Origin of the sequence: Alicyclobacillus contaminans DSM 17975 (genome assembly GCF_000429525.1) — a bacterium.
Lineage (GTDB): Bacteria > Bacillota > Bacilli > Alicyclobacillales > Alicyclobacillaceae > Alicyclobacillus_A > Alicyclobacillus_A contaminans.
This window is the reverse complement of the sequence record NZ_AUCA01000008.1, coordinates 11,862-36,030: the sequence shown is the minus strand read 5'-3', so window position 1 is coordinate 36,030 and position 24,169 is coordinate 11,862. Positions and strand designations below refer to the sequence as shown.

Below are 24,169 nucleotides of genomic sequence, written 5' to 3'. Positions count from 1 at the left end.
AGGAGATTGAAGATGTCCCGTTTGCAGCAGCAAGATCCGCAGGTTGCGGCGGCGATGCAGCAGGAATTGCAGCGCCAGCGAGACAAGATTGAACTGATTGCGTCCGAGAACTTTGTCAGCCAGGCCGTGCTCGAGGCGATGGGCAGCGTGCTGACCAACAAGTATGCGGAAGGGTATCCGGGGCGCCGCTACTACGGCGGCTGCGAGCACGTGGATGTGGTGGAGGACATCGCGCGCGACAGAGCCAAGCAATTGTTTGGCGCCGCGCACGCGAACGTGCAGCCGCACTCCGGCGCGCAGGCCAACATGGCGGTATATTTTGCAGCGCTCAAGCCCGGCGATACGGTGCTCGGCATGAATCTGTCCCACGGCGGACACCTGACCCACGGCAGTCCTGTGAATTTTTCGGGTCAACTGTACCAATTCGCCGCGTACGGCGTGGACGCCGAGTCGGAGGTGATTGATTACGAAGCCGTTCGCAAGGCCGCCAAGGAAAGCCGGGCGAAACTGATTGTGGCCGGTGCCAGCGCGTATCCGCGCTTCATCGATTTCGCGAAAATGCGCGAGATTGCCGATGAAGTCGGTGCGCAATTGATGGTGGACATGGCGCACATTGCCGGGTTGGTGGCCGCCGGTTTCCATCCATCTCCGGTCCCGCACGCGCAATTTGTCACCAGCACCACGCACAAGACCCTGCGCGGGCCGCGCGGGGGACTCATCCTCACCACCGAAGCGCACGCCAAGGCCATTGACAAGGCGATTTTCCCCGGTATCCAGGGCGGGCCGCTGATGCATGTCATCGCCGGCAAAGCGGTCGCGTTCGGCGAAGCCCTGAAGCCGGAGTTCAAGGCGTACGCCGGTCAGATTGTGAAAAACGCCAAAGCCCTCGCCGACGCGCTGCTGGGTCATGGTTTTCGGCTGGTCTCCGGCGGCACCGACAACCATCTGATTCTGATTGACGTGCGCAACATGAACCTCACCGGAAAAGAGGCCGAACGCCGCTTGGACGAAATCGGGATTACCGTGAACAAGAACACCATTCCGTTCGATCCCGCCTCGCCCATGGTCACCAGCGGCATTCGCGTGGGCACGCCGGCTGTGACCACGCGCGGAATGGACGAGCAGGCGATGGCCGAAATTGCGGACATTTTCCACCTCGTCCTCGCCTCGGCGTTTACGGACGCCGATAAAGCCCAGGCGCAGCAGAAGGTGCGGGCGTTGACCGAGCGGTATCCGATGTATCCGGGGATTTCCTACGCGGAATGATGCACAAGCGCAGATCTTGCTTCCACAGGCGCTGACAGACGGGATTCCATATGCAAAAAGGCCGCCCCTTCCGTGCCCTGGCACGGAGCGGGCGGCCTTTCGTCGCTCAATCATCTCTTCCGTACAGGTTCAGCACTTCCTCGCGGGACATCCAAATGAGCTTCATCTCCAGCGATTGTCGGCCTTCCTTTAATCTCGCGAATCCGTCCGGGTGGTACAAGCCCAACAGAAAGCGCATGTATCCCTGAACCCATCGATTGCCCCGGTTGTCGGGCAGTTCCTCGATGTGGAAGCCGAGCAAATCCACCCCGCGGTTCATCAGGGTTGGCGCGACGATGGCGCGGACGTTTTGATAGCGCGGATCGTGCCGGAGCAACTGGGCGATGTCGCGAAAACCTTCCTTGGCGCCACGCAGTCCGCGGATGAGCGCGCGGTTGTCGCGCGCGCCTGAAATCGTGATTAAGGTTTCGTTCTGGAAATGCAGTTCCAGTGCCGCGTCGCCGTCCTGCACAATGACTTCGCCGTTGGCGTCGGTTCGGGTTCCGTGCGTCCAGACGGTGGGAGACACGCGGAAAATCCGGTTGACCGGCTCTATGCGGTAAAGGGTGCGGAAGGCGAATTCGACAATTGTCCAGAGCCGGATGAGTGCCCGGCGCGCCGTTGGATAGTGGCTGTAGAGCGATTGCACCGCCGTCGCCTGTTCGCGGCGCGCCTCTGCCAGCGCGCCGACGGTGGTGAACGTGAAGCGGCGTTGGCCAAGCGTCGTCAAGATTTCAGGCAATGCCGCGATGGTGTTGCGCGGCGCGCCTTCGGCGCCGCCCGCGTCGTGGCAGAGCACAATGGCGCCGGTGTGCGCGCCCTGGATCACGCGCTTCACCACGTCGTCGGCGTACTCGCCTGGGAGCCAGTCGATGGCCCGAACCGACCACAGCACAGGCTGGAGGTGCAGGCGCGCACAGGCGATGCGCGTAAACCAGTTGAACGCGCCCCAGGGCGGCCGGTAGTAGCGAATGGGTTGCCCGGTGATGCGTTCCACCTGTCGTTTGCCTTCGCGGATGTCCCGCCAGGTGGACCAGGGCGTCATCAGCCATGCGTGTCGATGCAGGTGACCGTGAGAGGCAATCTCGTGTCCGTCCGCCAGGATGGCCCGGACGAGATCCGGGTGCTCTGCGGCGCGCCGGCCAACGAGGAAGAACGTCGCTTTGGCGCCGTGTTCACGGAGAATTTGCAGGACTTTCGGGGTATAGCGCGGATCGGGCCCGTCGTCAAAGGTCAGGGCGATGGCGCGCGTGGTGTTGGGGCCCTTGTACAATGTCCGGATGTGCAGGAGCTTGAAGAGAATCTCCGGAATGGGCGCGTATATGAGATAGGCGATGATGACCAGGAGCAAAATCCGCCAAACCAAGCTCGTATCCTCCCCTGTCAGACTTCTCTTGGAATCATACCATGAGGAGGACGGCGATGCAGAAAGCGTCCATCACGTGCGCTGTCTGCGGCTCCGGGCCATGCGTCTTGGGGGCATCGGCGAGGCCTTGCGCGGTTCCCCGCGTGTCCGCGATGGTGCGCGATTGCGCCGTTCGATGGGGAGCACCAGGTACAAGAGGCCCATGACGAAAATCACCACGGCGCTGACGACAAAGGGTGCGCGCGGGCTGATGGTGTCCCACACGAGTCCGCCCAGGTACGGGCCGATGGCGGATCCGAATCCCTCCACCGTCATGAACACGCCCCACAGGATCCCTTTTTTGTCCGGATCGATGGACTTGTCCAGAACCGAGTTCCAGGCCGGCAGGATGAATCCATAGCAACAGCCGAGGACCGCGACGACCACGAAGGTGCTGATCAGCGTATGAAAGATGGGGTACGTGCCAAGTGCCGTCCCGGCGATGAGGAAGGCGGGGACGAGGAATCGCCGGGGGCCGAAGCGGTCCACCAGGTGGCCGGCCGGGATGAGCAGCACCACCGCGAACGCGCCGCCGAATATCAGCAGAAAACTGTACATGGCGCCGCTCAGGCGCAGGACGATTTTCGCGTACAGCGACAGAATCGGCAGCAGCGAGGCCACCGCGAAAGTTTGGGCAAACATGCCGGGAAAGAGGAATGCCACTTCCTTCACATTGCGCCACAGGGACTGCCAATAAGCGCGGCGGCGTCTGACCGACCGGTGGGGTGACGATGCCCCCTCTGCGGGGTTCCGAACTCCCACATCGCGCGGACGGCGCACCAGAAACCAGGCGACGGCGAAGCCGGCGCAATCTATCGCCAGCAGAACGGTGAACGCCAACGTATACGTGCGGCCAATCAGGAAGTTGATGGTAACAGGGCCCAGCCCGGTCCCCGCCATCCAGAATATGTACAGGTAGCTCATGAATCGGGCGCGGCTCTGTTCCGGCGTGGCGAGGCCAATGCCCGAGATGGCCGCGGGCCACATCGGCGTCACGCCGATGCCGTACAGGGCCAGACTGCCGATGAGACTCAGTATGGAATGGGCGTTCATCATCCAGAACACCGCCGAGAAGGACAGTGCAAACCCGGCCAGCAGCATCGTCCGTTGCCCGAACCTATCCGCCATCCAGCCGGCGGGGGAGCGCATCAGGTTGTCCGCCAAATAGTGCATCGACAGGGCAAGGGAGGTCCATTCTACGGCAAAGCCGAGGACGCTCCGGCCGTAGGTGGGAATCAGCGACAGGGTCAGGGCCCCGCGAACGAATTCCGACAGTGTGAGGGAGAACAGGACGCCAAAAACAAATGGCTGAAACAATTCAGGTTCCAGCCATTGCGAAAGTCGGGACAGCCCCCGTCGATTGTTCACAGAACCACTCCTCGCCGGGACGAGCAGTGCCCGTCCTAATGCTGGTAAGAGTAGTTTGCCCCGGATTGGCGTTGACTTGCGAGGTCAATCAACGTTCTTGCGATTTCTTCTGCGGCGTTCAGGCGCCGGACTTTGAGCGCCCGCTGTTTCATCGTCTCTCGCTTTTTCGGATTTGCGACCAGGAGATCATACAGGTGCTCGCTGACCTGTTTGCGGCTTCGCGCCAGCACAGCCACACCGGATCTCACCAGGAACTTGGCGTTTTGCACTTCTTGTCCCGGAATGGGGCGGTACAGGAGCATGGGGAGCTGCATGGCCAACGCTTCCGAAATGGTCAGTCCGCCGGCCTTGGTCAGCATCAGATCCGCCACCGCCATCAGCTCGTACACTTCCGACACGAAGCCGTACACCCGGGACGGCTGTGTCGCCGATTGCACCGACTCGTCCAGCTGTTGCTTCATTCGCTTGTTGCGGCCTGTGACCACCACCACCTGCACCGGATGGGGGTAGTTGAACAGTTCTTCGCAAATCAGGTTGATGTCTGCCATCACACCGTACGCGCCGCCCATCACCAGGACGGTTGGGATGTCCTCCCGAAGTCCGTACTTGGCGCGCAGCGCCGCTTTGTCAAACGTCTGCCTGAACGCCGGGCGAATCGGAATGCCGGTGACGTGAATGGTTCGCGCCGGGATGCCGCGCGCCAACATGCCGCGGCGCACGTATTCAGACCCGACGAAGTACGCGTCGGTCAGCGGATGAATCCACTGGCTGTGAATCGCGTGGTCGGTGATGACCGTGGCCAGCGGGACGTCGGTCAACCCCTTCTGCTTGAGGTAGGACACTACGCCGGCCGGCTGCGGAAATGTTGCAAACACCACATCCGGGTTGTATGCCTGCAGCACATCCTCCATCTCGCGGATGCCCAGCGAGTTCAGCTGACGCTGAATCAGCGACGATGGAGGGATTTGGCTGGTGCCTTTGTAAAACCAGCCGTACAGCGCGGGTGCGAAGCGAATGCTCTGCAGATAGCAGTACTTGGCCACGGAATCGAGCATGGGATGCACGCTTCGCATATAGTCGATAATTTCAATATGTGTCTCCGGGTGCATCATTTTCAGTGCGTCGCGCACCGCGTTCGCAGCCTGTTGATGGCCTTCGCCATACGAGGCGGACAGAATCAGAAGTCTTCGCAATGAAGACATATGGGCACTTCCTCTCCAGCGTTTTGCACGGCATCTGCGGCGGATGCCCTATCTTCCGTGTTCGTCAAACACTCGCGTCCGACATACGTTGTCCGGGATGTCCACCGGACTCGATGGCTGACCGATTTGAACACCAGCTTCAAATCCTGCAAAACGCCCACCGCATGAGCGAATCGTCCGGGAATATCCTTTTCATTTTGCAACAACATGCGCCGTAAAAAACGTGTCCACATTATACCATATCGATCCGGCGATTCTGCGATGCCGCGCCGGGTTCTGGTATAATTGCAACGACGGACAACCCTTTGGATAGTATATGACGGATGCCGGGCAAAACGAAATGCCTGAACCAACCTAAAGAGAAGGAGTGGCCACTCGTGGGGCAGGTCCACGTATTAGACCATCCATTGATTCAACACAAATTGACGTACATTCGGTCCAAGGAGACCGGAACGAAAGAGTTTCGCCAGTTGGTCCAAGAAGTGGCCATGCTGATGGCGTATGAAATCACCCGGTCGCTGCCGCTGGTGGAGACGGAGGTGGAAACTCCCGTTGCGCGGGCCAAGACCAAGGTGATTGAGGGGAAAACGCTCGCGCTGGTGCCCGTGCTGCGCGCGGGACTCGGTATGGTGGACGGCATCCTGGCGATGATTCCGAACGCGAAGGTGGGACACGTGGGCCTGTACCGGAATCCTGACACGCTCCAGCCCGTGGAATACTACTGCAAACTGCCGCAGCACCTCGAAGAACGAGAAGTGATTGTGGTGGATCCGATGTTGGCCACCGGCGGATCGGCCGTTGCAGCCATCGATGCGGTGAAGCAGCGCGGAGCGACCAACATCAAACTCATGTGCTTGGTGGCGGCGCCGGTGGGCGTGGAGCGCGTGCAGTCCGCCCATCCGGATGTGGACATCTACGTGGCGGCGGTCGACGAAGCGCTGAACGACCATGGATACATCGTTCCGGGCCTGGGCGACGCGGGTGACCGACTGTTTGGAACGCGCTGAATGGGATTGGAAGACAACAAGGAGGTCCTGAAGTGGATAGGCCCATCAAGGTTATGACGGTCTTCGGCACGCGGCCGGAAGCGGTGAAAATGGCGCCGCTGGTGAGCGCGCTCAAGCAAACGGAGGGCATTGAGTCCCTGGTCTGCGTGACCGCCCAGCACCGCGAGATGTTGGATCAGGTGTTGGAGGTGTTTGGCATTGAGCCGGATGACGACCTCGACATCATGGAGCCCAAGCAGACGCTCGGCACCATCACGCGCAAGGCGCTGTCGGGACTGGAGTCGGTGATGGAGGCGCGCAAACCGGACATCGTCCTGGTGCACGGGGACACCACCACGACGTTCGCGGCGGCGTTGGCCGCATTTTATCAGCAAATTGCCATCGGTCATGTGGAGGCCGGATTGCGTACATATGAAAAGTACAGTCCGTTCCCAGAAGAGATGAACCGGCAGCTGGCGGACGTGCTGTGCGATCTGTACTTTGCGCCGACCGCGTGGGCGGCGGACAACCTGTGGCGGGAAGGCAAGGCGCCGGACCGGGTGTTCGTGACCGGGAACACGGTGGTGGACGCGATGAAGACGACGGTGCAGGAGACGTACCACCACCCGGTGTTGGACGCGATTCCGCAAGGAAGCCGAATGGTCTACATGACGTCGCATCGGCGGGAAAATTTAGGCGAAAAGCTGCAACATATTTGCCAGGCGGCGCGCAGACTGGTGGACGAACTGCCGGACGTGCATCTGGTCTACCCGGTGCACCTGAACCCGAGTGTGCGCGAGGTGGCGTTCGCGGTGTTGGGGAACCATCCGCGCATTCACCTGATAGATCCGCTCGGGGTGGTGGACAATCACAACTTCCTGGCGCGGGCGACGCTGATTCTCACTGATTCCGGCGGGATTCAGGAGGAGGCGCCATCGCTCGGTGTTCCCGTGTTGGTGCTGCGGGATACCACGGAGCGGCCGGAAGGGATCTCGGCCGGTACGCTGAAACTGGTGGGGACGGATGAGGCGGACATTTTTCGCGAAGGGCTGCGGCTGTTGACCGATGAGGCGGCCTATCAGGATATGGCGGGGCGCAAGAACCCATACGGCGACGGGAACGCATCGGAGCGCATTGTGCAGGCCATTCTGCATCACTTTGGACGCGGTCCGCGGCCGGAGCCGTTCACGTATCGACCGTAAATTGGGCGGGGCGAGCCGGTGCTTGCGGCCGCCCCGTATTTTTTATGGTTTCGTGGCGGCTGCGGCGATGGAATGCGCTTTCAAAATGGCGGCGGTTCGGTTTACACTGACAGTGATGGTGAGCGTTCCAGCGTCCGCGCGCTGCGGCGGAGGGAGCGATCCTCCGGCGAGCAACGCGGAATTGGACAGATTCCACGGGGAAGAGGAGGGCTTTCCATGACGAGGGAAGCGGTGATTGTCAGCGCGGTGCGCACCGCAATCGGGAGTTTTCAGGGTACACTGGCTCCGCTTCAGGCGACCGATCTCGGGGCGGTTGTGGTGGAGGCGGCCCTGACGAGAGCGGGTGTGGACAAGGAACAGGTGGAAGAAGTCATCCTCGGCAATGTGCTTCAGGCAGGTCTCGGGCAGAATCCCGCGCGCCAGGCGTCCATCAAAGCGGGGCTCGGCGACCATGTGCCGGCGATGACTGTCAACAAGGTGTGCGGATCGGGCTTGAAAGCGGTGATGCTGGCAGCGCAGGCCATTCGCGCGGGCGACGCGGACGTGCTGGTCGCAGGCGGTATGGAGAGTATGACCAACGCGCCGTACCTGCTGCCGGGGGCCCGCGGCGGCTACCGCATGGGGCATCAGCAGGTGGTGGACAGCATGATCCAGGACGGGCTGTGGTGCGCGTTCTGCGATGTGCATATGGGGATTACCGCAGAGAACATCGCGGCTCAGTACGGGTTGACGCGCGAGGAGCAGGATCAGTTCGCGGCGGACAGCCAGCAAAAGGCGGTGGCCGCAATTGCGTCCGGCAGGTTTAGGGACGAAATTGTTCCTGTGACCATTCCGCAGCGCAAGGGAGATCCCGTGGTGTTTGACACGGACGAGTTTCCGCGGGCCGGCACGACCGTAGAAGCGCTCTCGAAACTGCGTCCGGCGTTCAAGAAGGACGGAACGGTGACGGCGGGGAACGCGTCCGGCATCAACGATGGTGCCGCTGCGCTCGTGGTGATGAGCGCGGAGCGAGCGGAGAAGCTGGGGCTGCAGCCGCTGGCGCGGATTGTCAGCTACGGCAGCGCGGGCGTGGACCCGTCGGTGATGGGGCTCGGGCCGATTGACGCGACCAAGCGGGCGCTGTCGAAGGCGGGCCTGACGGTGGCGGATATGGACTTGATTGAGGCGAATGAGGCGTTTGCCGCCCAGTCGTTGGCAGTCGGCCGAGCGCTGGAGTTTCCGGCGGAGAAGCTGAACGTGAACGGCGGCGCCATTGCCCTGGGGCACCCAATTGGCGCCAGTGGCGCGCGTGTGCTGGTGACGCTGCTCCATGAGCTGCAAAAGCGGCAGGGCCGCTACGGTCTGGCGACGCTGTGCATCGGCGGCGGCCAAGGCGTGGCGATGGTTGTGGAGCGGTTGTGAAACTGCTGAAGCGGCGATGCGGTGCGTGAAATGCAGCGGCGGCCGCCGGGTGCGCGCTGGTATCGCTGCGCAACCTGGTGTTCTCAGGCATCCAATCCGCGCGCAAGCGTTGACTGCGCAAGGATGACAGACGATGGGTTGGTTCCCGCAGCCACCGGGCGATGGTGTGCAGGAACCAACCCTTGTCGTCGCTGCATCCAACAGCGCACGGTAAATGCGAATTTATGTTAAATCCCGCGTGAACTGACCCCGGTGCGGAAAACCGTATAGAATGGAAAAAAGCAACTATCTGACAGCGCTTTCTTTTAGTACTTGAAGTATCTAGCCGGAGCAAACGGGAGAAATGTCGGCAGTTTTATGAACATCTACGAGAATATCGCGAAAATCGCGCCGTAATGCGGTTTTTTCGTTGACAAGGGGGACGAACATTCGGTACTATAGGCGAGGGTTACGGCATTTCACTGTGAGGAACTGCTGTTTCACAGTGCGAAACAAAGATCCTCGGCCGATTGGAAGACAATTCTCTCACGGTTGAGAAGGTTTGCGTTCGGAAACCCTAATGGTAGCTGATGCGCCGAACCTATGCTTTGTACCGCTCCACATCTGTGACTTCCCATTTTCAAAACGTTGTCAGGCGGTGAAGAAAGTCGCGAACAACGGCCGAAATCAACAGCAGAATTCTGGGCCAAGCACCATCCGGGCGTTGGTTGTACTGGGTAGCCTGGTGCTGCAGCTGGCAACCTGTACGGTTGTTTTCGGGGTTCTGGGCTACCTCCTGGCGGGCAAGTGGCATTACCCGTTCCTGACCATCGTTGGAATCCTGCTTGGATTGATTGTCGGGATGTCGGGTTTTGCGTATCTTGCAAAACATTTTTTGGGAGAGAAGCCGTGAATACAGACACTGAGAAATTGCGGCGTCGGCTGCGAATGATTCGGTGGATGGCGATGGGATGCCTGGGACTCACGGCCCTGGTGCGTCTTGTCGCGCCCTGGTCGGATGTGCTGAATGGCTTGCTGATTGGGGAAGTCGGTGGACTGGGCGTGGTTTGGAGTATGACGCGTGAGGGGCACCTTCGGGATAACCTGCAGGGAACGGCCCTGATGCTCTCTGGTGCCATTGGGTACGCGACGCGAATGGTCCTTCTGGTTGCCGTTATCATCATTGCCATCAAATTGCCGCATGCCAACGTCATTGCGGCGCTTGCTGGCTACTTGCTGGGGTTTGTCTTCGTTGTCGCGGGTCTGTCGAAGTCTGCCTGAACCATCCTGAGCACGCAAATCTTGCAGCGAAAGTAGGTGAGAAGGTGCCTCAACATCCATTTTTGTTCAGTGGTCACTGGTATCGGGTTGACCTGGTCACCGTCGCCTGGACGCTCATTGCGGGGTTGATTCTCATCATCGTCTCCGCGGTGGTGGTGCGCAAGCTGGATATGCGCAGTCCCAGGGGGTTGCAGAACTGGCTGGAGTGGGCCATCGAGTTCACACAGAAGATGTCCCGCGACATGATGCCCTCGGCGGCCGGGGCGCGGTTCGTCCTGCCGTTTGCGTTCATCACCATGGCCTACCTCTTCGTCGCAAACTGGCTGGGACTGATTTTCACGTGGGAGTTTGAGCCGGGGAGCGACATTCCGTCGCTGGGCCTGAAGGCGCACGTGAAGTATTCGCTGCTGAACTCGCCCACGGAGAACATGAACATGGCGTTGGCGCTGGCCATCCTGGTCTGGTTGGTGAGCCACGCGTACGGGCTTCGCCACCCGCTGAAGTGGCTGAAACAGTACCGCAATCCAATGGCCATCATCGATGAAATCACAAATCCTCTCACGCACGGGATGCGGTTGTTTGGGAACATCCTGGCCGGCGAGGTGCTGATTGAAGCGCTGCTGCGGATGCCGATGCTGTTTGGCTGGGTGCCGACAGGTCTGCCGCTGCTCATCATCTGGCTGTTGTACAGCGCGTTTGTGAGCACGATTCAGGCGTACATCTTCGCGCTGCTGCTCACGCTGTATGTGGGCCACAAGGATTTCAACGTGGACCATCACTGATTGTACCCGGGACAACCCGGCGCGGCGGGCTCCAAAGGGGACGGCCGCAAAACAACCAAATTGGGAACTCAGAGGAGGCATTCTTTCATGAACCACGAATTGCACATGATTGCTGCTGCCATTCTGCTTGGCTTCGCGGCGGTGGGCTCCGGTGTTGGTAACGGTGTTCTGTTCAGCAAGTTCGTTGAAGGCGTTTCCCGTCAGCCGGAGGCGCGCGGCACGCTGCTCGGTAGCGCCATGATTGGTTTGGCGTTCGTCGAAGCGTTCCCGGCCATCATGCTGGCTCTCGGTTTGATTCTGTTCTTCACCTGATGCGGGTGGTCGCGCCGGGTGTGGCGCGGTGAACCGATGAGCAAACGAGAGGGGTGACGCGTGTGACCATTGTTGAACCAGGTACGATGATTGTCTCGTTGGTTGCCTTTCTGATTGTGTTTTTCATCATTTACAAAGTGTCGTACAAGCCGCTTTCGAACATGATGGAACAACGCCGTCAGCATATTGAAAACGAAATTACGACCGCGGAACAAGGACGGGCCGAGGCGGAGCGGATTCTGGCGGAGCAACGGAAACTGCTCGAGGAAGCGCGCCGGACGGCCAATGAAATCATGGAAACAGCCCGCGCTCGCGCGGAGAAGCAGGCGCAGGACATCGTGGAGGCCGCACAGGCTGAAGCGGCTCGGCTGCTCGAAGAAGGGCGCCAGTTGATTGAACGTGAACGCGCCGAAGCGCTGAACGAGGTGCTGGAGCAGGTTGCGGCCCTGTCCGTGGAACTCACCACGAAACTGCTGCGCAACCACGTCTCTGAACCCGTGCATGAAGAAATGCTGAAGGAAGCACAGAAGAATTTGGGAGAGCTCGTGTCATGAGTGGGGCTGTCGCACGTCGCTATACGGCAGGGTTGTTTGCGTACGCAGAGGCGCATGGCCTCGTCGATGCGGTGGACCAGGGCTTGCAGCTGATTGCGGACAGCCTGCGTGAGCATCCGGAATTGACCGCGCTGCTCGAACATCCGGTCATTCGCGCGGATCGGAAACAGGCGCTGTTCCGCCAGGTGTTTGCCAACTTGGTCGATCCGGTCGTGGTTCGCTTCGTCCAGCTGTTGATTCGACGCGGCCGCGGCAGTGAATTGCTGGCGGTGCAAGCGGCTTTCCACGCGCAGGCGCAGGCGGCGCGTGGCATTGTGGACGTCACGGTGGAGTCGGCGTTCCCAATGACCGAGGCGCAGGTGGACGAGCTGACGCGGCAACTGAGTCAGGCGCTCGGCAAAACGGTCCACGTCCAGGTCGCGGTGCGGCCCGAACTGGTGGCGGGCTGCCGGGTGCAGATGGGCCATCGGATGTTGGACGCATCGGTCCAGGGCGCGCTGCGGCAATTTCGAGGAAGACTCCTGCGCCACGGCGCAGTGCAAGCGTGATAGACCCGCAACACTCAGGTTTGGCGTTCCGCTCGGTGCGCTGGCTTGAGAGCGAGGAGCGGCCCGGGTCGGTTGGGCGGCTCTGTGAAGCGAGGAGGGAATGCATTGAGTATCCGACCTGATGAAATCAGCGCACTGATTCGCAAGCAAATCGAACAGTTCGAATCAGAAGTGCAAGTGCAGGACACCGGCGTCGTTCTCCAGGTGGGTGACGGGATTGCCCGCATCTACGGTTTGGACAACGTGATGGCCGGTGAACTGGTGGAATTCAGCAACGGAACGTTCGGCATCGCATTCAACTTGGAAGAGGACAACGTGGGCGTCATCGTCCTCGGTTCGGTCGTCGGCATTCAGGAAGGGGACCAGGTCAAACGGACTGGCCGCATTGCCAACGTGCCGGTGGGTGAAGCGCTGCTCGGCCGCGTGGTGAACCCGCTCGGGCAACCGCTGGACAACCGGGGCCCCATTGAAACCCCGCATTACCGGCCGATTGAATCGCCGGCGCCGGGGGTCATTGTGCGTAAATCGGTGCATGAACCGCTGCAGACGGGCATCAAAGCCATCGACGCGATGATTCCGATTGGCCGCGGACAACGCGAGCTCATCATCGGCGACCGGCAGACGGGGAAGACGGCTATCGCCATTGACACCATCATCAACCAAAAGGGCAAGGGCGTGATGTGCATCTACGTCGCCATCGGCCAGAAGCAATCCACGGTCGCCCGCGTGGTGGAAACGCTGCGCAAACACGGTGCCCTCGAATACACCATCGTGGTGGCGGCAAACGCATCCGATCCAGCGCCGCTGCTCTACCTCGCTCCGTACGCGGGCTGCGCGATGGGCGAGTACTTCCTGTACAATGGCGGCCACGCGCTGGTGGTCTACGACGACCTGTCCAAGCAAGCCGCTGCGTACCGCGAAATGTCCCTGTTGCTCCGTCGTCCGCCCGGACGCGAAGCGTACCCTGGCGACGTGTTCTACCTGCACTCCCGCCTGTTGGAACGCGCCGCGAAGCTGAATGAAGCCAATGGCGGCGGATCTCTGACCGCGCTGCCGTTCATTGAAACGCAGGCCGGTGACGTGTCGGCGTACATCCCGACCAACGTTATCTCCATCACCGACGGGCAGATCTTCCTGGAGTCCGACCTGTTCTACTCCGGCGTTCGCCCGGCGGTCAACGTCGGTATCTCTGTCTCCCGCGTCGGCGGTTCCGCGCAGACGAAGGCGATGAAGAAAGTGGCCGGCACGCTGCGCCTCGACCTGGCGCAGTACCGTGAATTGCAGGCGTTCGCGCAGTTTGGCTCCGACCTCGACAAGGCGACGCAGGCGCGCCTTGCCCGCGGCGAACGCACGGTTGAGATCCTGAAGCAGGGTCAATACGAGCCGATGGCGATGGAACGTCAGGTTGTATCGCTGTGGGCCGTGGTCAACGGGCATGTGGACGACATTCCGGTGGCTTCCGTACGCAAGTTCGAGACGGAGTGGCTGGCGTTTGTCGCGTCCCAGTATCCGCAGATCTACGAGAACATCGTTTCCACCGGCGACCTGAAGGACGACACCGTGGCGCTGCTGAAAGAAGCGGTGGCCAAGTTCAAGCAGACGTTTGTCGGTTGATGCCGACATCGGAATACAGGGTTGGGTGACGGGGTCTGCGGCGCTCTGACGCGACGGGACCCCGAACCCGGAAAAAGGTGGTGAGCAGAGTGCCACAGAACCAGCGGGATATCAAGCGGCGGATTCAAAGTACAAAGAACACCGCGCAAATCACCAAGGCGATGGAGATGGTGGCGGCTGCCAAACTCCGCCGGGTGCAGGAGGCGGTGCAGCAGTCGAAGCCGTATCTCGCCAAGATGCAGAGCATGCTGGCGGGAATTTCGAAGTCGGCGCGTTGGGTGAAGCATCCGCTGTTGGCCGAACGCCCCATTCGTCGCACCGGGTATCTGGTGATCACGGGCGATCGCGGATTGGCTGGACCCTATAATTCGCAGATCATCCGCACCGCGCTGCAGGAGTTTCGCCGCCGCGACAAGGACACGTACGTGATCTACGCCATCGGTCGCCGCGGCAGAGACTTTTTCCGCAAGCACGGCTATCCGGTCGGCGGCGAGGTCGTCGGTGTGCCGGATGTGCCGACCTATGACAGTGTTCGGGATTTGGCGACGCAGGTGGTCCAAGCGTACGCCGATGAACAGTTTGATGAACTGTATTTCATCTACAACGAGTTCATCAATCCGGTCACGCAGCGGCCGGTGGTGAAAAAGGTGCTGCCGCTGTCCGACGTCGGCGAGGCGCCGGCGAGCTCCGCGCAGTACCTGTTCGAGCCGGACGCCGAGACTGTGTTTGCGTCGCTGTTGCCGCGCTATGCCGAGACCCTCGTGTACCAGGCGGTGCTCGACGCCAAGGCGAGCTTCCACGGCGCGCAGATGACCGCGATGGGCAACGCGACCGACGCGGCGAAGGAAATGATTGAGTCGCTGACCTTGCAGCTGAACCGCGCGCGGCAAGCGGCGATTACCACACAGATTGTCGAAATCGTAGGCGGTGCCGAAGCGCTGAAGTAACACTTTTGGCGCCCCGTTTGAACGGATGAATACAGATGCCTCTCCGGTGCAGCGCTCACAGTCGCGCCGGATGGGCCAGAGGAGGGACTTGCTTGAACAAGGGACAGGTTGTGCAGGTAATGGGCCCCGTCGTCGACGTGCGGTTTGCAGAAGGCCAGTTGCCGGCCATCAATAACGCGCTGCGCATCGACCACGACGGTGAGGTGTCGATTCACCTGACGCTGGAAGTCGCCCTGCACCTCGGCGACAACGTGGTGCGCACCGTTGCCATGTCCTCCACGGATGGCGTGGTGCGCGGCATGGAAGTGACGGATACCGGCCGCCCGATTTCCGTGCCGGTCGGCCAGGGCACGCTGGGCCGCATCTTCAACGTGCTCGGTGAAACGATTGACGAACAGGGGCCGGCAGAGACCAAGGAAACGTGGTCGATTCACCGGAATGCGCCGGACTTCAGCGAACTCACCACCAGCATGGAGATTTTTGAGACCGGCATCAAGGTCATCGACCTGCTCGCGCCGTACGTCAAGGGCGGCAAGATCGGTCTGTTCGGCGGTGCCGGCGTCGGCAAGACGGTCCTGATTCAGGAGCTCATTCACAACATCGCGTCGGAGCACGGCGGCTACTCCGTGTTCGCCGGAGTCGGTGAACGTACGCGCGAAGGAAACGATCTGTACCACGAAATGAAGGAAGGCGGCGTCATCGACAAGACCGCCATGGTGTTCGGCCAGATGAACGAACCGCCCGGAGCTCGTCTCCGCGTGGCGTTGACCGGACTCACCATGGCCGAATACTTCCGCGATGTGGAGCAGCGCGACGTGCTGTTCTTCGTGGACAACATTTTCCGTTTCACACAGGCTGGTTCCGAAGTGTCCGCTCTGCTCGGACGTATGCCTTCGGCCGTCGGATATCAACCGACCCTGGCGACGGAAATGGGCCAGTTGCAGGAACGGATTGCATCCACCGTCAAAGGATCGGTCACGTCCATTCAGGCCATTTACGTGCCGGCCGACGACTACACCGACCCGGCGCCGGCCAACACGTTCGCGCACTTGGATGCCACGACGAACCTGGATCGCCGCATCGCCGAAATGGGGCTGTATCCCGCGGTCGATCCGCTGGCATCCACGTCCCGCGCGCTGTCGCCGGACGTGGTGGGCGAGGAGCACTACCAGGTTGCCCGCGGTGTCCAGCAGGTGCTGCAGCGCTACCGCGAACTGCAGGACATCATTGCCATCCTCGGTATGGATGAACTGACCGATGAGGATAAGTTGACGGTGCAGCGCGCCCGGAAGATCCAAAACTTCCTGTCGCAGCCGTTCTTCGTCGGCGAGGCCTTCACGGGCCTGCCGGGCAAGTACGTGCCGGTCAAGGACACCGTGCGCAGCTTCAAGGAAATTCTCGAAGGGAAACACGACGACATTCCGGAGCCGTACTTCCGCTACAAGGGCACCATCGATGAAGTGGTCGCCGCGGCGAAGGCGGACGGGCTCGCGGTCTGACGGGATCACGGTCGCGCGAACGCCTGGTTCATCCGGGCGCGCCGCGCAGTTTGACGCCGTCAGCGGTGGATCCGCGCGCGTGACCGACCGCGCCGACGGCTCCTCCCTAACGGCAGACAGGAGGTTGACATGAGTAGCGTACTGCTGGAAGTAGTCACACCAGAGCGCCTGGTTGTGTCTGAACAGGTCAACTTCATTACCGTGCTCACCGGCGGCGGCGAATTGGGCATCCTGCCGCACCACGCTCCGCTTGCGGCGACCGTCAAGCCGTGCATCGTCAAGGTGCGGACCGACGCGGGAGAGGACTACATCAACGTCAACGGCGGATTTTTGGAAATCCAGCCGGACAAGGTGACCATTCTCGCGGATGCCGCAGAATTGGCATCGATGATTGATGTGGCGCGCGCGCAGGCCGCCAAGGAGCGCGCGGAACGTCGCCTGGCACAGCGCGAAGGCGTTGATGTGCTGCGGGCGGAACTCGCGCTGCAGCGAGCGCTGCGGCGGTTGGAAGTCGTTGAGCTGTCCGGAAAGGCCGGCAATGTGTTGGGATCTGGAAATCAGAAGTGAATCGCTCGTGCATACCGTCATTCTCCGCCGAGCGGCCGCTGGTGGTCGGCGGGCGGAAACAACGCTGGACAGGTACCGAACGGTGCCTGTCCAGCTTTTGGTTTTACAGGCAAAATGACCTTTGCTATACTTGGGAAGGACCTTTCATCAGAACAGAGCGAAAAAGTCAAATCTTTCAATGCGGCATTGCGTCGCGTGGCCGCAGATCACCGTTCTGCGGTTTCTTATCTGCGCGGGATTGAAGGCCCGCGCCCATGAAGTACAATGGAGGTACAGGTCAGGTACAAGCGCGAGATTCTGCCTGGAGGGACAGCCATGGCACATCTGTTCCAAGCGTGGAACAACGAACTGTTTCTTGTCATTTTCCTCATCCTCGGCATCCTCTTGCCGGTCGGCGCTCTGTGGGTGCTTGGCCCGATGCTGCGTCCGGCGCGGCCCAACGACGCCAAACGGACGACCTATGAAAGCGGTGTCCAGCCGTTTGGCGACGCACACGTCCGCTATCATGCCCGTTACTACCTATTTGCACTCCTGTTTGTCGTGTTTGATGTCGAAACCTTGTTTCTCTACCCGTGGGCGGCCAGTTTTCATCAACTCGGCCGGTTCGCGTTTGTTGAAATGATCATCTTCCTCTTTCTTCTCGTGATTGGGTTGGTGTACGCCTGGAGAAAGAAGGTGTTGGAATGGAACGAATGAATCCCGCCTCCAAGCTGCCGGTGTTGGAGTACGAAGGGTTGACGCCCGAGGAGAACGCGGAATTGCGGCAGGCGGGCGTCCTGTTGCAATCCCTTGAAACGCTCAAAGGCTGGGCGCGCAGCAACAGCCTGTGGCCGCTGACGTTCGGCCTCGCCTGCTGCGCCATTGAAATGATGGGCGCTGGCGCCGCGCATTATGATTTGGACCGGTTTGGCGTCATCTTCCGGGCCTCGCCGCGCCAGGCGGACGTCATGATTGTGGCGGGCACGGTGACCAAGAAAATGGCGCCGCTGCTTCGTCGGCTGTACGACCAGATGGCGGAGCCCAAGTGGGTCATCGCCATGGGGGTGTGCGCCACCGCCGGCGGTCCCTACGTGAACAGCTACTCGGTCCTCAAGGGTGTGGATCAAGTGGTGCCGGTGGACGTGTACATTCCGGGTTGTCCGCCGTCTCCGCCAGCGCTGATTTACGGAATCAATCTGTTGCAGGACAAAATTCGTCGAGAAGCGCGAGGGAAGCGGGTGAGCGAGGCATGAGCGAAGATGCCAAGCCTACGGTCAAGAAGAAAGCTCCGCCGCCGCCAAACCCCAGGGTGGAAGCCGCGAAGGCCGCGGCCGAGGAAATCCGCGCCTACATCTCGGCGCTGTTGTCGCCCAAGGCGGTGGAGGAATGCGGCGCGGCCCATGTGCATCCGATGCTTCGCATTCGACGCGAGGATTGGGTCGAGGTGGTTTCACTCCTCAAGGAGAGCACCGAGTACCACCTGAACTACGTGGAATGCATGGCTGGGACCGATTATTCCGATTATATCGAGATTGTCCTTTACGTGCAGTCCACGGACCTCGGGCATTTCGTCTGTCTGAAGACGCGCACGCCGCGCAATCCGGCCGAAGTTCCATCGCTGTGCGGCGTGCACCCCGGCGTGAACTGGGAGGAACGTGAAATCTACGACCTGCTCGGTGTGACGTTCACGGGACATCCCGACCTGCGCCGAATTATGTTGGACGCCGACTTTGTCGGCCATCCGCTGCGCAAGGATTACAGCGCGTGGGAGACATGACCGAACCGCGACGCGGCACACAGGATTGGTATGGGAGGAAAGCGGGGGAACGACGTGTCGCTCATCGATGAGCAAAACCAGATTCGCACAGAAGAGATGCTGCTCAATGTGGGGCCCCAACACCCGAGTACGCACGGCGTCTTTCGGTTGGTGGTCAAAATCAGCGGGGAGACCATTCTCGACGCGGAGCCCGTGATTGGCTACCTGCATCGCGGCACTGAGAAACTGGCGGAAGACCTGCAGTACACACAAATCATCCCGTACACGGACCGCCTCGATTACCTGGCGGCCATGCTGAACAACTACGCGTTCTGTCACACGGTGGAACAGGCATTGGAACTGGAAATTCCGGAGCGTGCGGAGTACCTGCGGATCATCGTGATGGAACTGCAGCGGGTGGCGTCGCATCTGTTGTTCATCGGTACGTACCTGCTGGATTTGGGGGCGATGAGTCCGTTCCTGTACGTGTTTGCGGACCGCGAGCAGATTGTCCAGCTGTTCAACGAAATCTGCGGCGCGCGTCTCACCTACAACTACCTGCGGGTAGGCGGCGTCAAGTGGGATGCGCCGCCCGGATGGCTGGACAAGGTGGAGGCGTTCGTCCGGTATATGCAGGAGCGGCTCAGCATGTACGACGAGCTCATCACAGGCAACGAAATCTTTCTCGCGCGCACGCGCGGGATTGGGGTGTTTGACACGGACACCGCCCTGGCGCACGGGATGAGCGGCATCAATTTACGATCCACCGGATTTCGCTGGGACTTGCGGCGCAACAAACCGTACAGCATCTACGACCGCTTCGACTTCGAGATTCCGGTGGGGCAAAACGGGGACTGTTTTGACCGCTACTACCTCCACCTGCTGGAAATGAATGAATCGCTGAAGATTGTCGCGCAGGCATTGCAGCAGGTGCCGGACGGTCCCGTGCTCGGCAAGGTGCCCAAGCTGATTCGGGTGCCGGCGGGCGAGTATTACAGTGGCATCGAAGGGGCGCGCGGCGAACTCGGATTCTATATTGTCAGCGATGGGAAGGACAAACCGTATCGCATGAAAATCCGCAAGCCGTCGTTCCTGAACCTCCAGCTGCTGCCGAAGTTGCTGCGCGGACAGAACATGGCCAATCTGATTGCCATTCTCGGCGCGGTCGACATCGTGCTCGGGGAGGTGGACGCCTGATGGGCAACTGGCAGACGCAGCCGTTGACGCTGCCCTCCGTCCTGGCCATGGTGCTCGGGGCTGTGATTGTGTTGGTGCTGGCCCTGGGCGTGGTGACCTACACGATTTACGTGCAGCGCAAGCTGCTCGGCTGGATGCAGCTGCGGATTGGGCCGAATCGCGTGGGGCCGCTGGGCCTGTTTCAAACGATTGCTGATATCATCAAATTGTTGATCAAAGAAGATGTGGTACCAGCCAGCGCGGACCGGCCGCTGTTTCTGTTGGCGCCGGTGTTGGCGTTTGTGCCGTCGTTCCTGGTCCTGGCGGTGGTGCCGTTCAGCGCGCACCACGTATTCACCGCCAACCTGAGCATTGGCGTGTTGTTCTACCTGGCAGTGTCGGCCATCACGATTCACGGCGTGATGTTGGCCGGTTGGGCGTCCAACAACAAGTACGCACTGATTGGCGGCATGCGCAGCGCGGCGCAGATGCTGTCGTATGAGATTCCGCTCGGCCTGTCCTTGGTCGGGGTGGTGCTGATGGCCGGATCGCTCAATTTGAACGACATTGTGCTCGCGCAGCAGCACTCGGGCTGGTGGAACGTCATTCCGCAAATTCTCGGCTTTCTGGTCTTCCTGGTGGCTTCGACGGCGGAATTGAACCGGACGCCGTTTGACTTGCCGGAGGCCGAATCGGAATTGGTCGCCGGCTACCACGTCGAGTACTCGGGCTTTCGCTTCGCCTTCTTCATGCTCACGGAGTACGTGTATCTGTTCGCGATGGCGGGCCTGTGTGCGACACTGTTCCTCGGCGGATGGAGCGGTCCGTGGCTGCCGGGATGGCTCTGGTTCGCCATCAAAGTTGTGCTCTTCATCTTCTTTCAATTTTGGCTGCAGGCCACGCTGCCCCGCATGCGCGTGGACCAGTTGATGACGTTCAGTTGGAAGGTGTTGCTGCCGGTTTCCCTGGTGAACCTGGTGCTGACCGGGTTTATCAAGGCGTTTTGGTGACGCGGTGGAAGGCGCGGAGGCCCAAACCGTCCGTGGCGGCGGTGGAGGGCTGCTGAGCGCGCGAAGGGAGGGTTCGCTGTGATAGGTTTTTTGAAGGGAATGCGTGTCACGCTTCGCCAGTTGCCGAAGAAGAAGGTGACGCTGCAGTACCCGGACGTGAAACCGGAGTGGCCGGAACGGTTCCGCGGCGTGCACCGTTTCATTCCGGAACTGTGCATCGCGTGCAACCAGTGCGCGCGCATCTGTCCCACGAGCTGTATCTCGCTGGCCGGGGAGCGCGATGAGAACAAGAAGATGAAAATCACCACGTTTGACATCAATTTTGACATTTGCATTCTCTGCGACCTCTGCACGGAGGTGTGCCCGACGGAGGCAATATTGATGTCGGACACGTTTGAGATGGCCCGTTATTCGCGGGACGATCTGTATTTAGACATGCACTGGCTCTATGAGAATGAACAGCGGTACGAAGAGGCGCATCCGGAACGGGTGGCTGAGAAAGCGGGGCGTGCCGAGTGAGCGGTCCGTTGATTGCGTTCTATGTCATCGCCCTCTGCGTGCTGTCCTGCGCGGTGTTGCTGCTGAGTGCCCGCCGGGTCATTCACATGGCGTTGTCGGTCGGCGGGGTGTTTATCGGGTGTGCGGCGTTGTACCTGCTGCTTGATGCGGAATTCGTGGGGGTGGCGCAGATTCTCATCTATGCTGGTGCCATCACCATTCTGATTCTGTTCGCCATCATGCTGACCAATCACGAGGCGCAGGAGCCGCCATTTCGCTGGAATGTCCGGAACGTCCTCTCGGCGCTCGGATGTCTGCTGCTCTGCGCGGTGATTCTGCTCTCCATTCGCCGGACTGCCTGGCCGGTGCCCGACGCGTCTGTGGACATCAACGGGGGCAACAGCAATCCTGTCGCCATTGGGATGGCGTTGTTCAAACAATATGCCATTCCGTTTGAGCTGGTTTCTCTGCTCTTGATTGTCGCACTGGTGGGCGCCGTGCTGCTGGCTCGGTCGCGAAAGGAGGATGAGTGATGGCGAACAGTGGCTTTCCCATTCCCATCGGCTCCGTGTTGGCGCTTGCCGCCATCCTGTTCTGCATCGGGCTGTTTGGCGTGTTGACGAAGCGCAACCTGATTATGGTGCTGGTGTCGATGGAGTTGATGCTGAACGCGGCGAACATCAACCTCGTGGCGTTTTCGCGGATTCAGAGCAAACCGAATCTGTCCGGTCAGGTATTCTCCCTGTTCACCATCACCATCGCCGCTGCGGAAATTGCGGTTGGCCTCGCGCTGTTGCTGGCCTTTTTCCGGCTGCGGCAATCGAGCGAAGTGAAGGACTTGGACAGTCACAGGTGGTAGTGGAGGTGATTCCGTGATTGCGTACGCATGGCTGGTCCCGTTGCTGCCGCTGGTGGCGTACATATTTCTGCTCGCGCTCGGACGGCGAGCGCCGGAGGGCGTCGTCAGCAGCGTTTCCGTCGCCCTGACATTCGTCTCGTTTCTGTTGAGCGCGGCGGTGTTTGTCGCAGTGGGCAGTCATCCGGAGGCGGCGACATCGTATGTGTTCCACTGGCTGACCCTGGGATCGCGAAGCCTGGACGTCGGCTTCTCGGTCACCCATCTCAACGCTCTGATGTTGCTGGTGGTCACGCTGGTGAGCACGCTGGTACTGCTGTTTTCCCGAGAGTACATGCGGGGAGATGAGCGGTTTGCGGTATTTTATCAATATCTGAACCTGTTCGTGTTTTCGATGCTGGCCTTGGTCATTTCACCCAATCTCCTGCAGTTGTACATCTTTTGGGAGATGGTTGGGCTCTGCTCGTACCTCTTGGTCGGCTTCTGGTACTTCAAACCCGAAGCCGCGGCTGCGGCGAAAAAATCGTTCGTCGTCACGCGCATCGGCGACGCCGGGCTGTTGGCGGGCATCATTCTCTTGTTCTTGGCCTCGGGATCGTTCGATGATTCCACCATTTTCGCAAAGGTGGCGGGTCATTCGCTCTCCCTCGGGTGGATCTCCGGACAGGCGCTGACCACGTTGGCCGCCATCCTGGTATTCGTCGGTGCCATCGGCAAATCGGCGCAGTTCCCGCTGCATGTCTGGTTGCCGGATGCGATGGAGGGCCCCACCCCCGTGTCTGCGTTGATTCACGCCGCGACCATGGTGGCAGCCGGGGTGTACCTGGTCGCCCGCCTGTTTCCGCTGTTCGCGGCCAGCCCGGCGGCCCTCACCACGGTCGCCTGGATTGGCGGTGTCACGGCCCTGCTGGCGGCGCTGATTGCCCTCACGCAGCGGGACATCAAGCGCGTGATTGCGTACTCCACCATCTCTCAACTGGGGTACATGATGCTTGCGCTCGGCGTCGGCGCCTACGCCTACGGGGTGTTCCACCTGATGACGCACGCGTTCTTCAAGGCATTGTTGTTCCTGGCGGCAGGCAGTGTAATCCACGCAGTGCATACACAGGATCTGTTTGAGATGGGTGGGCTGGGCCGCCGGATGCCGATAACCATGTGGACGTTCTTGGCCGGAGCGCTGGCGTTGGCGGGCGTGGTTCCGTTCGCCGGGTTTTGGTCCAAGGATGATATTTTGAACGCAACCCTGCAGACGGGACATCCGGTGCTGTTCGTCTTCGCACTGGTGGCTGCGTTCTGCACAGCGTTCTACATTTTCCGGGTGTTTTTCCTGACCTTCACGGGCGAGCCGCGACCGGCCGCGCAGCTGCAGCACACGGAATGGTCCGAGGCCGGGGAAGGCGGTCCGGTGATGCAGGTGCCGTTGGTGGTTCTGGCGGTGCTGGCGACGGTGGCGGGCTTCTTTAACAGCCCGCTCAACGGCTACGGGCTGGAGCGTTACCTGTTTGCGGATGCGCCGACCGGCGCGGGCGTACTGGGGCGGACATTTCCGGAAAATGTCGGCTTGATGGCTGTGAGCGTGGTCGTCAGCCTGCTCGGCATTGGACTGGCCGCGGCCATGTACTGGCGGCCGGTGATCCGGCCGGCGTCGTTGGCCAATGGCCTTCGTCTCCTGTACGTGGTCTCTTACCGGAAGTTTTTCTTGGACGAAATCTACGGCGCGGCCGTTGTCGGCACCGGCAGGTTCCTCGCGGCGCTGGTGAACGCGGTGGACCGCTACGTGATTGCGGTCATTGTTCGCGCGGTCGGGCGGATCTTCTACGCCGCCGGGCTGTTCCTGAAGTACACGCAGACCGGCCAAATTCAGACGTACGGCGTGGTGGCCGGCTGTGGACTGTTGATTGTGGTTGTCATCGCCATCTTCCGCGCAGGGGGGGTGCTGTAG

26 protein-coding genes are annotated in these 24,169 nt (G+C 60.7%); 23 read left to right on the top strand and 3 right to left on the bottom strand.

The window, feature by feature from the left end; translation table 11 throughout:
* Window positions 1–12 precede the first annotated feature (12 nt).
* Complete coding sequence (glyA, locus tag G463_RS0104895; protein WP_026974266.1) at window positions 13–1,266, top strand: serine hydroxymethyltransferase; 1,254 nt, start codon at window positions 13–15, stop codon at window positions 1,264–1,266.
* Between the two features lie 106 nt (window positions 1,267–1,372).
* Here the strand turns inward: glyA and G463_RS0104890 are convergent, their stop codons facing one another.
* The 3 genes from G463_RS0104890 to G463_RS0104880 all read right to left on the bottom strand — a co-directional run bounded on the left by G463_RS0104890 (window position 1,373) and on the right by G463_RS0104880 (window position 5,280).
* Window positions 1,373–2,671, bottom strand: a complete 1,299-nt coding sequence (locus tag G463_RS0104890) for a polysaccharide deacetylase family protein (protein WP_026974265.1) — start codon at window positions 2,669–2,671, stop codon at window positions 1,373–1,375.
* A gap of 72 nt (window positions 2,672–2,743) precedes the next feature.
* Window positions 2,744–4,078 carry an MFS transporter gene (locus G463_RS0104885; protein ID WP_026974264.1) on the bottom strand — a complete coding sequence of 445 codons (1,335 nt, stop codon included), beginning with the start codon at window positions 4,076–4,078 and terminating at the stop codon, window positions 2,744–2,746.
* 35 nt (window positions 4,079–4,113) lie between these two features.
* Window positions 4,114–5,280 (bottom strand): MGDG synthase family glycosyltransferase, encoded by a 1,167-nt coding sequence (locus G463_RS0104880; protein ID WP_026974263.1) that lies wholly within the window; start codon window positions 5,278–5,280, stop codon window positions 4,114–4,116.
* Between the two features lie 377 nt (window positions 5,281–5,657).
* On the opposite strand from G463_RS0104880, the gene upp reads away from it, so the two are divergent.
* From upp to nuoL, 22 genes are all read left to right on the top strand, one after another.
* Window positions 5,658–6,287: a uracil phosphoribosyltransferase gene (upp, locus tag G463_RS0104870; RefSeq protein WP_026974262.1), complete on the top strand. Its 630-nt coding sequence runs from the start codon at window positions 5,658–5,660 to the stop codon at window positions 6,285–6,287.
* Window positions 6,288–6,340: 53 nt separating this feature from the next.
* Window positions 6,341–7,468: a non-hydrolyzing UDP-N-acetylglucosamine 2-epimerase gene (wecB, locus tag G463_RS0104865; protein ID WP_035485779.1), complete on the top strand. Its 1,128-nt coding sequence runs from the start codon at window positions 6,341–6,343 to the stop codon at window positions 7,466–7,468.
* 216 nt (window positions 7,469–7,684) lie between these two features.
* Complete coding sequence (locus G463_RS0104855; protein WP_026974260.1) at window positions 7,685–8,869, top strand: acetyl-CoA C-acetyltransferase; 1,185 nt, start codon at window positions 7,685–7,687, stop codon at window positions 8,867–8,869.
* 637 nt (window positions 8,870–9,506) lie between these two features.
* The gene (locus tag G463_RS18865) at window positions 9,507–9,761 is read left to right on the top strand and encodes an AtpZ/AtpI family protein (RefSeq protein ID WP_035485775.1); all 255 of its coding nucleotides are present in this window, start codon (window positions 9,507–9,509) and stop codon (window positions 9,759–9,761) included.
* Window positions 9,758–10,129 (top strand): ATP synthase subunit I, encoded by a 372-nt coding sequence (locus tag G463_RS0104845; protein ID WP_026974259.1) that lies wholly within the window; start codon window positions 9,758–9,760, stop codon window positions 10,127–10,129. The genes G463_RS18865 and G463_RS0104845 overlap by 4 nt, the downstream gene beginning before the upstream one ends.
* 44 nt (window positions 10,130–10,173) lie before the next feature.
* Complete coding sequence (gene atpB, locus G463_RS0104840) at window positions 10,174–10,911, top strand: F0F1 ATP synthase subunit A (RefSeq protein WP_026974258.1); 738 nt, start codon at window positions 10,174–10,176, stop codon at window positions 10,909–10,911.
* Window positions 10,912–11,010: 99 nt separating this feature from the next.
* Entirely contained in the window at window positions 11,011–11,223 is a 213-nt protein-coding gene (gene atpE, locus G463_RS0104835; protein ID WP_026974257.1) for an ATP synthase F0 subunit C, read from the top strand.
* A gap of 62 nt (window positions 11,224–11,285) precedes the next feature.
* Window positions 11,286–11,777 (top strand): F0F1 ATP synthase subunit B, encoded by a 492-nt coding sequence (atpF, locus tag G463_RS0104830; protein ID WP_245575689.1) that lies wholly within the window; start codon window positions 11,286–11,288, stop codon window positions 11,775–11,777.
* The gene (gene atpH / locus G463_RS0104825; protein WP_026974255.1) at window positions 11,774–12,325 is read left to right on the top strand and encodes an ATP synthase F1 subunit delta; all 552 of its coding nucleotides are present in this window, start codon (window positions 11,774–11,776) and stop codon (window positions 12,323–12,325) included. The genes atpF and atpH overlap by 4 nt, the downstream gene beginning before the upstream one ends.
* A 105-nt stretch (window positions 12,326–12,430) precedes the next feature.
* Window positions 12,431–13,939: a F0F1 ATP synthase subunit alpha gene (atpA, locus tag G463_RS0104820; RefSeq protein ID WP_026974254.1), complete on the top strand. Its 1,509-nt coding sequence runs from the start codon at window positions 12,431–12,433 to the stop codon at window positions 13,937–13,939.
* Between the two features lie 89 nt (window positions 13,940–14,028).
* Window positions 14,029–14,886 (top strand): ATP synthase F1 subunit gamma, encoded by an 858-nt coding sequence (gene atpG / locus G463_RS0104815; RefSeq protein ID WP_026974253.1) that lies wholly within the window; start codon window positions 14,029–14,031, stop codon window positions 14,884–14,886.
* Window positions 14,887–14,978: 92 nt separating this feature from the next.
* The gene (gene atpD, locus G463_RS0104810; protein ID WP_026974252.1) at window positions 14,979–16,385 is read left to right on the top strand and encodes a F0F1 ATP synthase subunit beta; all 1,407 of its coding nucleotides are present in this window, start codon (window positions 14,979–14,981) and stop codon (window positions 16,383–16,385) included.
* Window positions 16,386–16,514: 129 nt separating this feature from the next.
* A complete protein-coding gene (locus tag G463_RS0104805) occupies window positions 16,515–16,952 on the top strand; it encodes a F0F1 ATP synthase subunit epsilon (protein ID WP_026974251.1) in 438 nt (145 codons plus the stop codon).
* Window positions 16,953–17,267: 315 nt separating this feature from the next.
* Window positions 17,268–17,648 carry an NADH-quinone oxidoreductase subunit A gene (locus tag G463_RS0104800; protein ID WP_026974250.1) on the top strand — a complete coding sequence of 127 codons (381 nt, stop codon included), beginning with the start codon at window positions 17,268–17,270 and terminating at the stop codon, window positions 17,646–17,648.
* Complete coding sequence (locus G463_RS0104795) at window positions 17,636–18,184, top strand: NuoB/complex I 20 kDa subunit family protein (protein ID WP_084171224.1); 549 nt, start codon at window positions 17,636–17,638, stop codon at window positions 18,182–18,184. Before G463_RS0104800 ends, G463_RS0104795 begins: the two co-directional genes overlap by 13 nt.
* Window positions 18,181–18,708: an NADH-quinone oxidoreductase subunit C gene (locus tag G463_RS18860; RefSeq protein WP_051321944.1), complete on the top strand. Its 528-nt coding sequence runs from the start codon at window positions 18,181–18,183 to the stop codon at window positions 18,706–18,708. The genes G463_RS0104795 and G463_RS18860 overlap by 4 nt, the downstream gene beginning before the upstream one ends.
* A 54-nt stretch (window positions 18,709–18,762) precedes the next feature.
* The gene (locus G463_RS0104785; protein WP_026974248.1) at window positions 18,763–19,884 is read left to right on the top strand and encodes an NADH-quinone oxidoreductase subunit D; all 1,122 of its coding nucleotides are present in this window, start codon (window positions 18,763–18,765) and stop codon (window positions 19,882–19,884) included.
* Window positions 19,884–20,873, top strand: coding sequence for an NADH-quinone oxidoreductase subunit NuoH (gene nuoH, locus G463_RS0104780; RefSeq protein ID WP_026974247.1), 990 nt, complete (start codon window positions 19,884–19,886; stop codon window positions 20,871–20,873). The genes G463_RS0104785 and nuoH overlap by 1 nt, the downstream gene beginning before the upstream one ends.
* A gap of 78 nt (window positions 20,874–20,951) precedes the next feature.
* Window positions 20,952–21,392, top strand: coding sequence for a NuoI/complex I 23 kDa subunit family protein (locus tag G463_RS0104775; RefSeq protein ID WP_026974246.1), 441 nt, complete (start codon window positions 20,952–20,954; stop codon window positions 21,390–21,392).
* Window positions 21,389–21,904 (top strand): NADH-quinone oxidoreductase subunit J, encoded by a 516-nt coding sequence (locus tag G463_RS0104770; RefSeq protein WP_026974245.1) that lies wholly within the window; start codon window positions 21,389–21,391, stop codon window positions 21,902–21,904. The genes G463_RS0104775 and G463_RS0104770 overlap by 4 nt, the downstream gene beginning before the upstream one ends.
* Window positions 21,904–22,230, top strand: a complete 327-nt coding sequence (gene nuoK / locus G463_RS0104765) for an NADH-quinone oxidoreductase subunit NuoK (RefSeq protein WP_035485771.1) — start codon at window positions 21,904–21,906, stop codon at window positions 22,228–22,230. The genes G463_RS0104770 and nuoK overlap by 1 nt, the downstream gene beginning before the upstream one ends.
* 13 nt (window positions 22,231–22,243) lie before the next feature.
* Window positions 22,244–24,169, top strand: a complete 1,926-nt coding sequence (nuoL, locus tag G463_RS0104760) for an NADH-quinone oxidoreductase subunit L (RefSeq protein ID WP_026974243.1) — start codon at window positions 22,244–22,246, stop codon at window positions 24,167–24,169.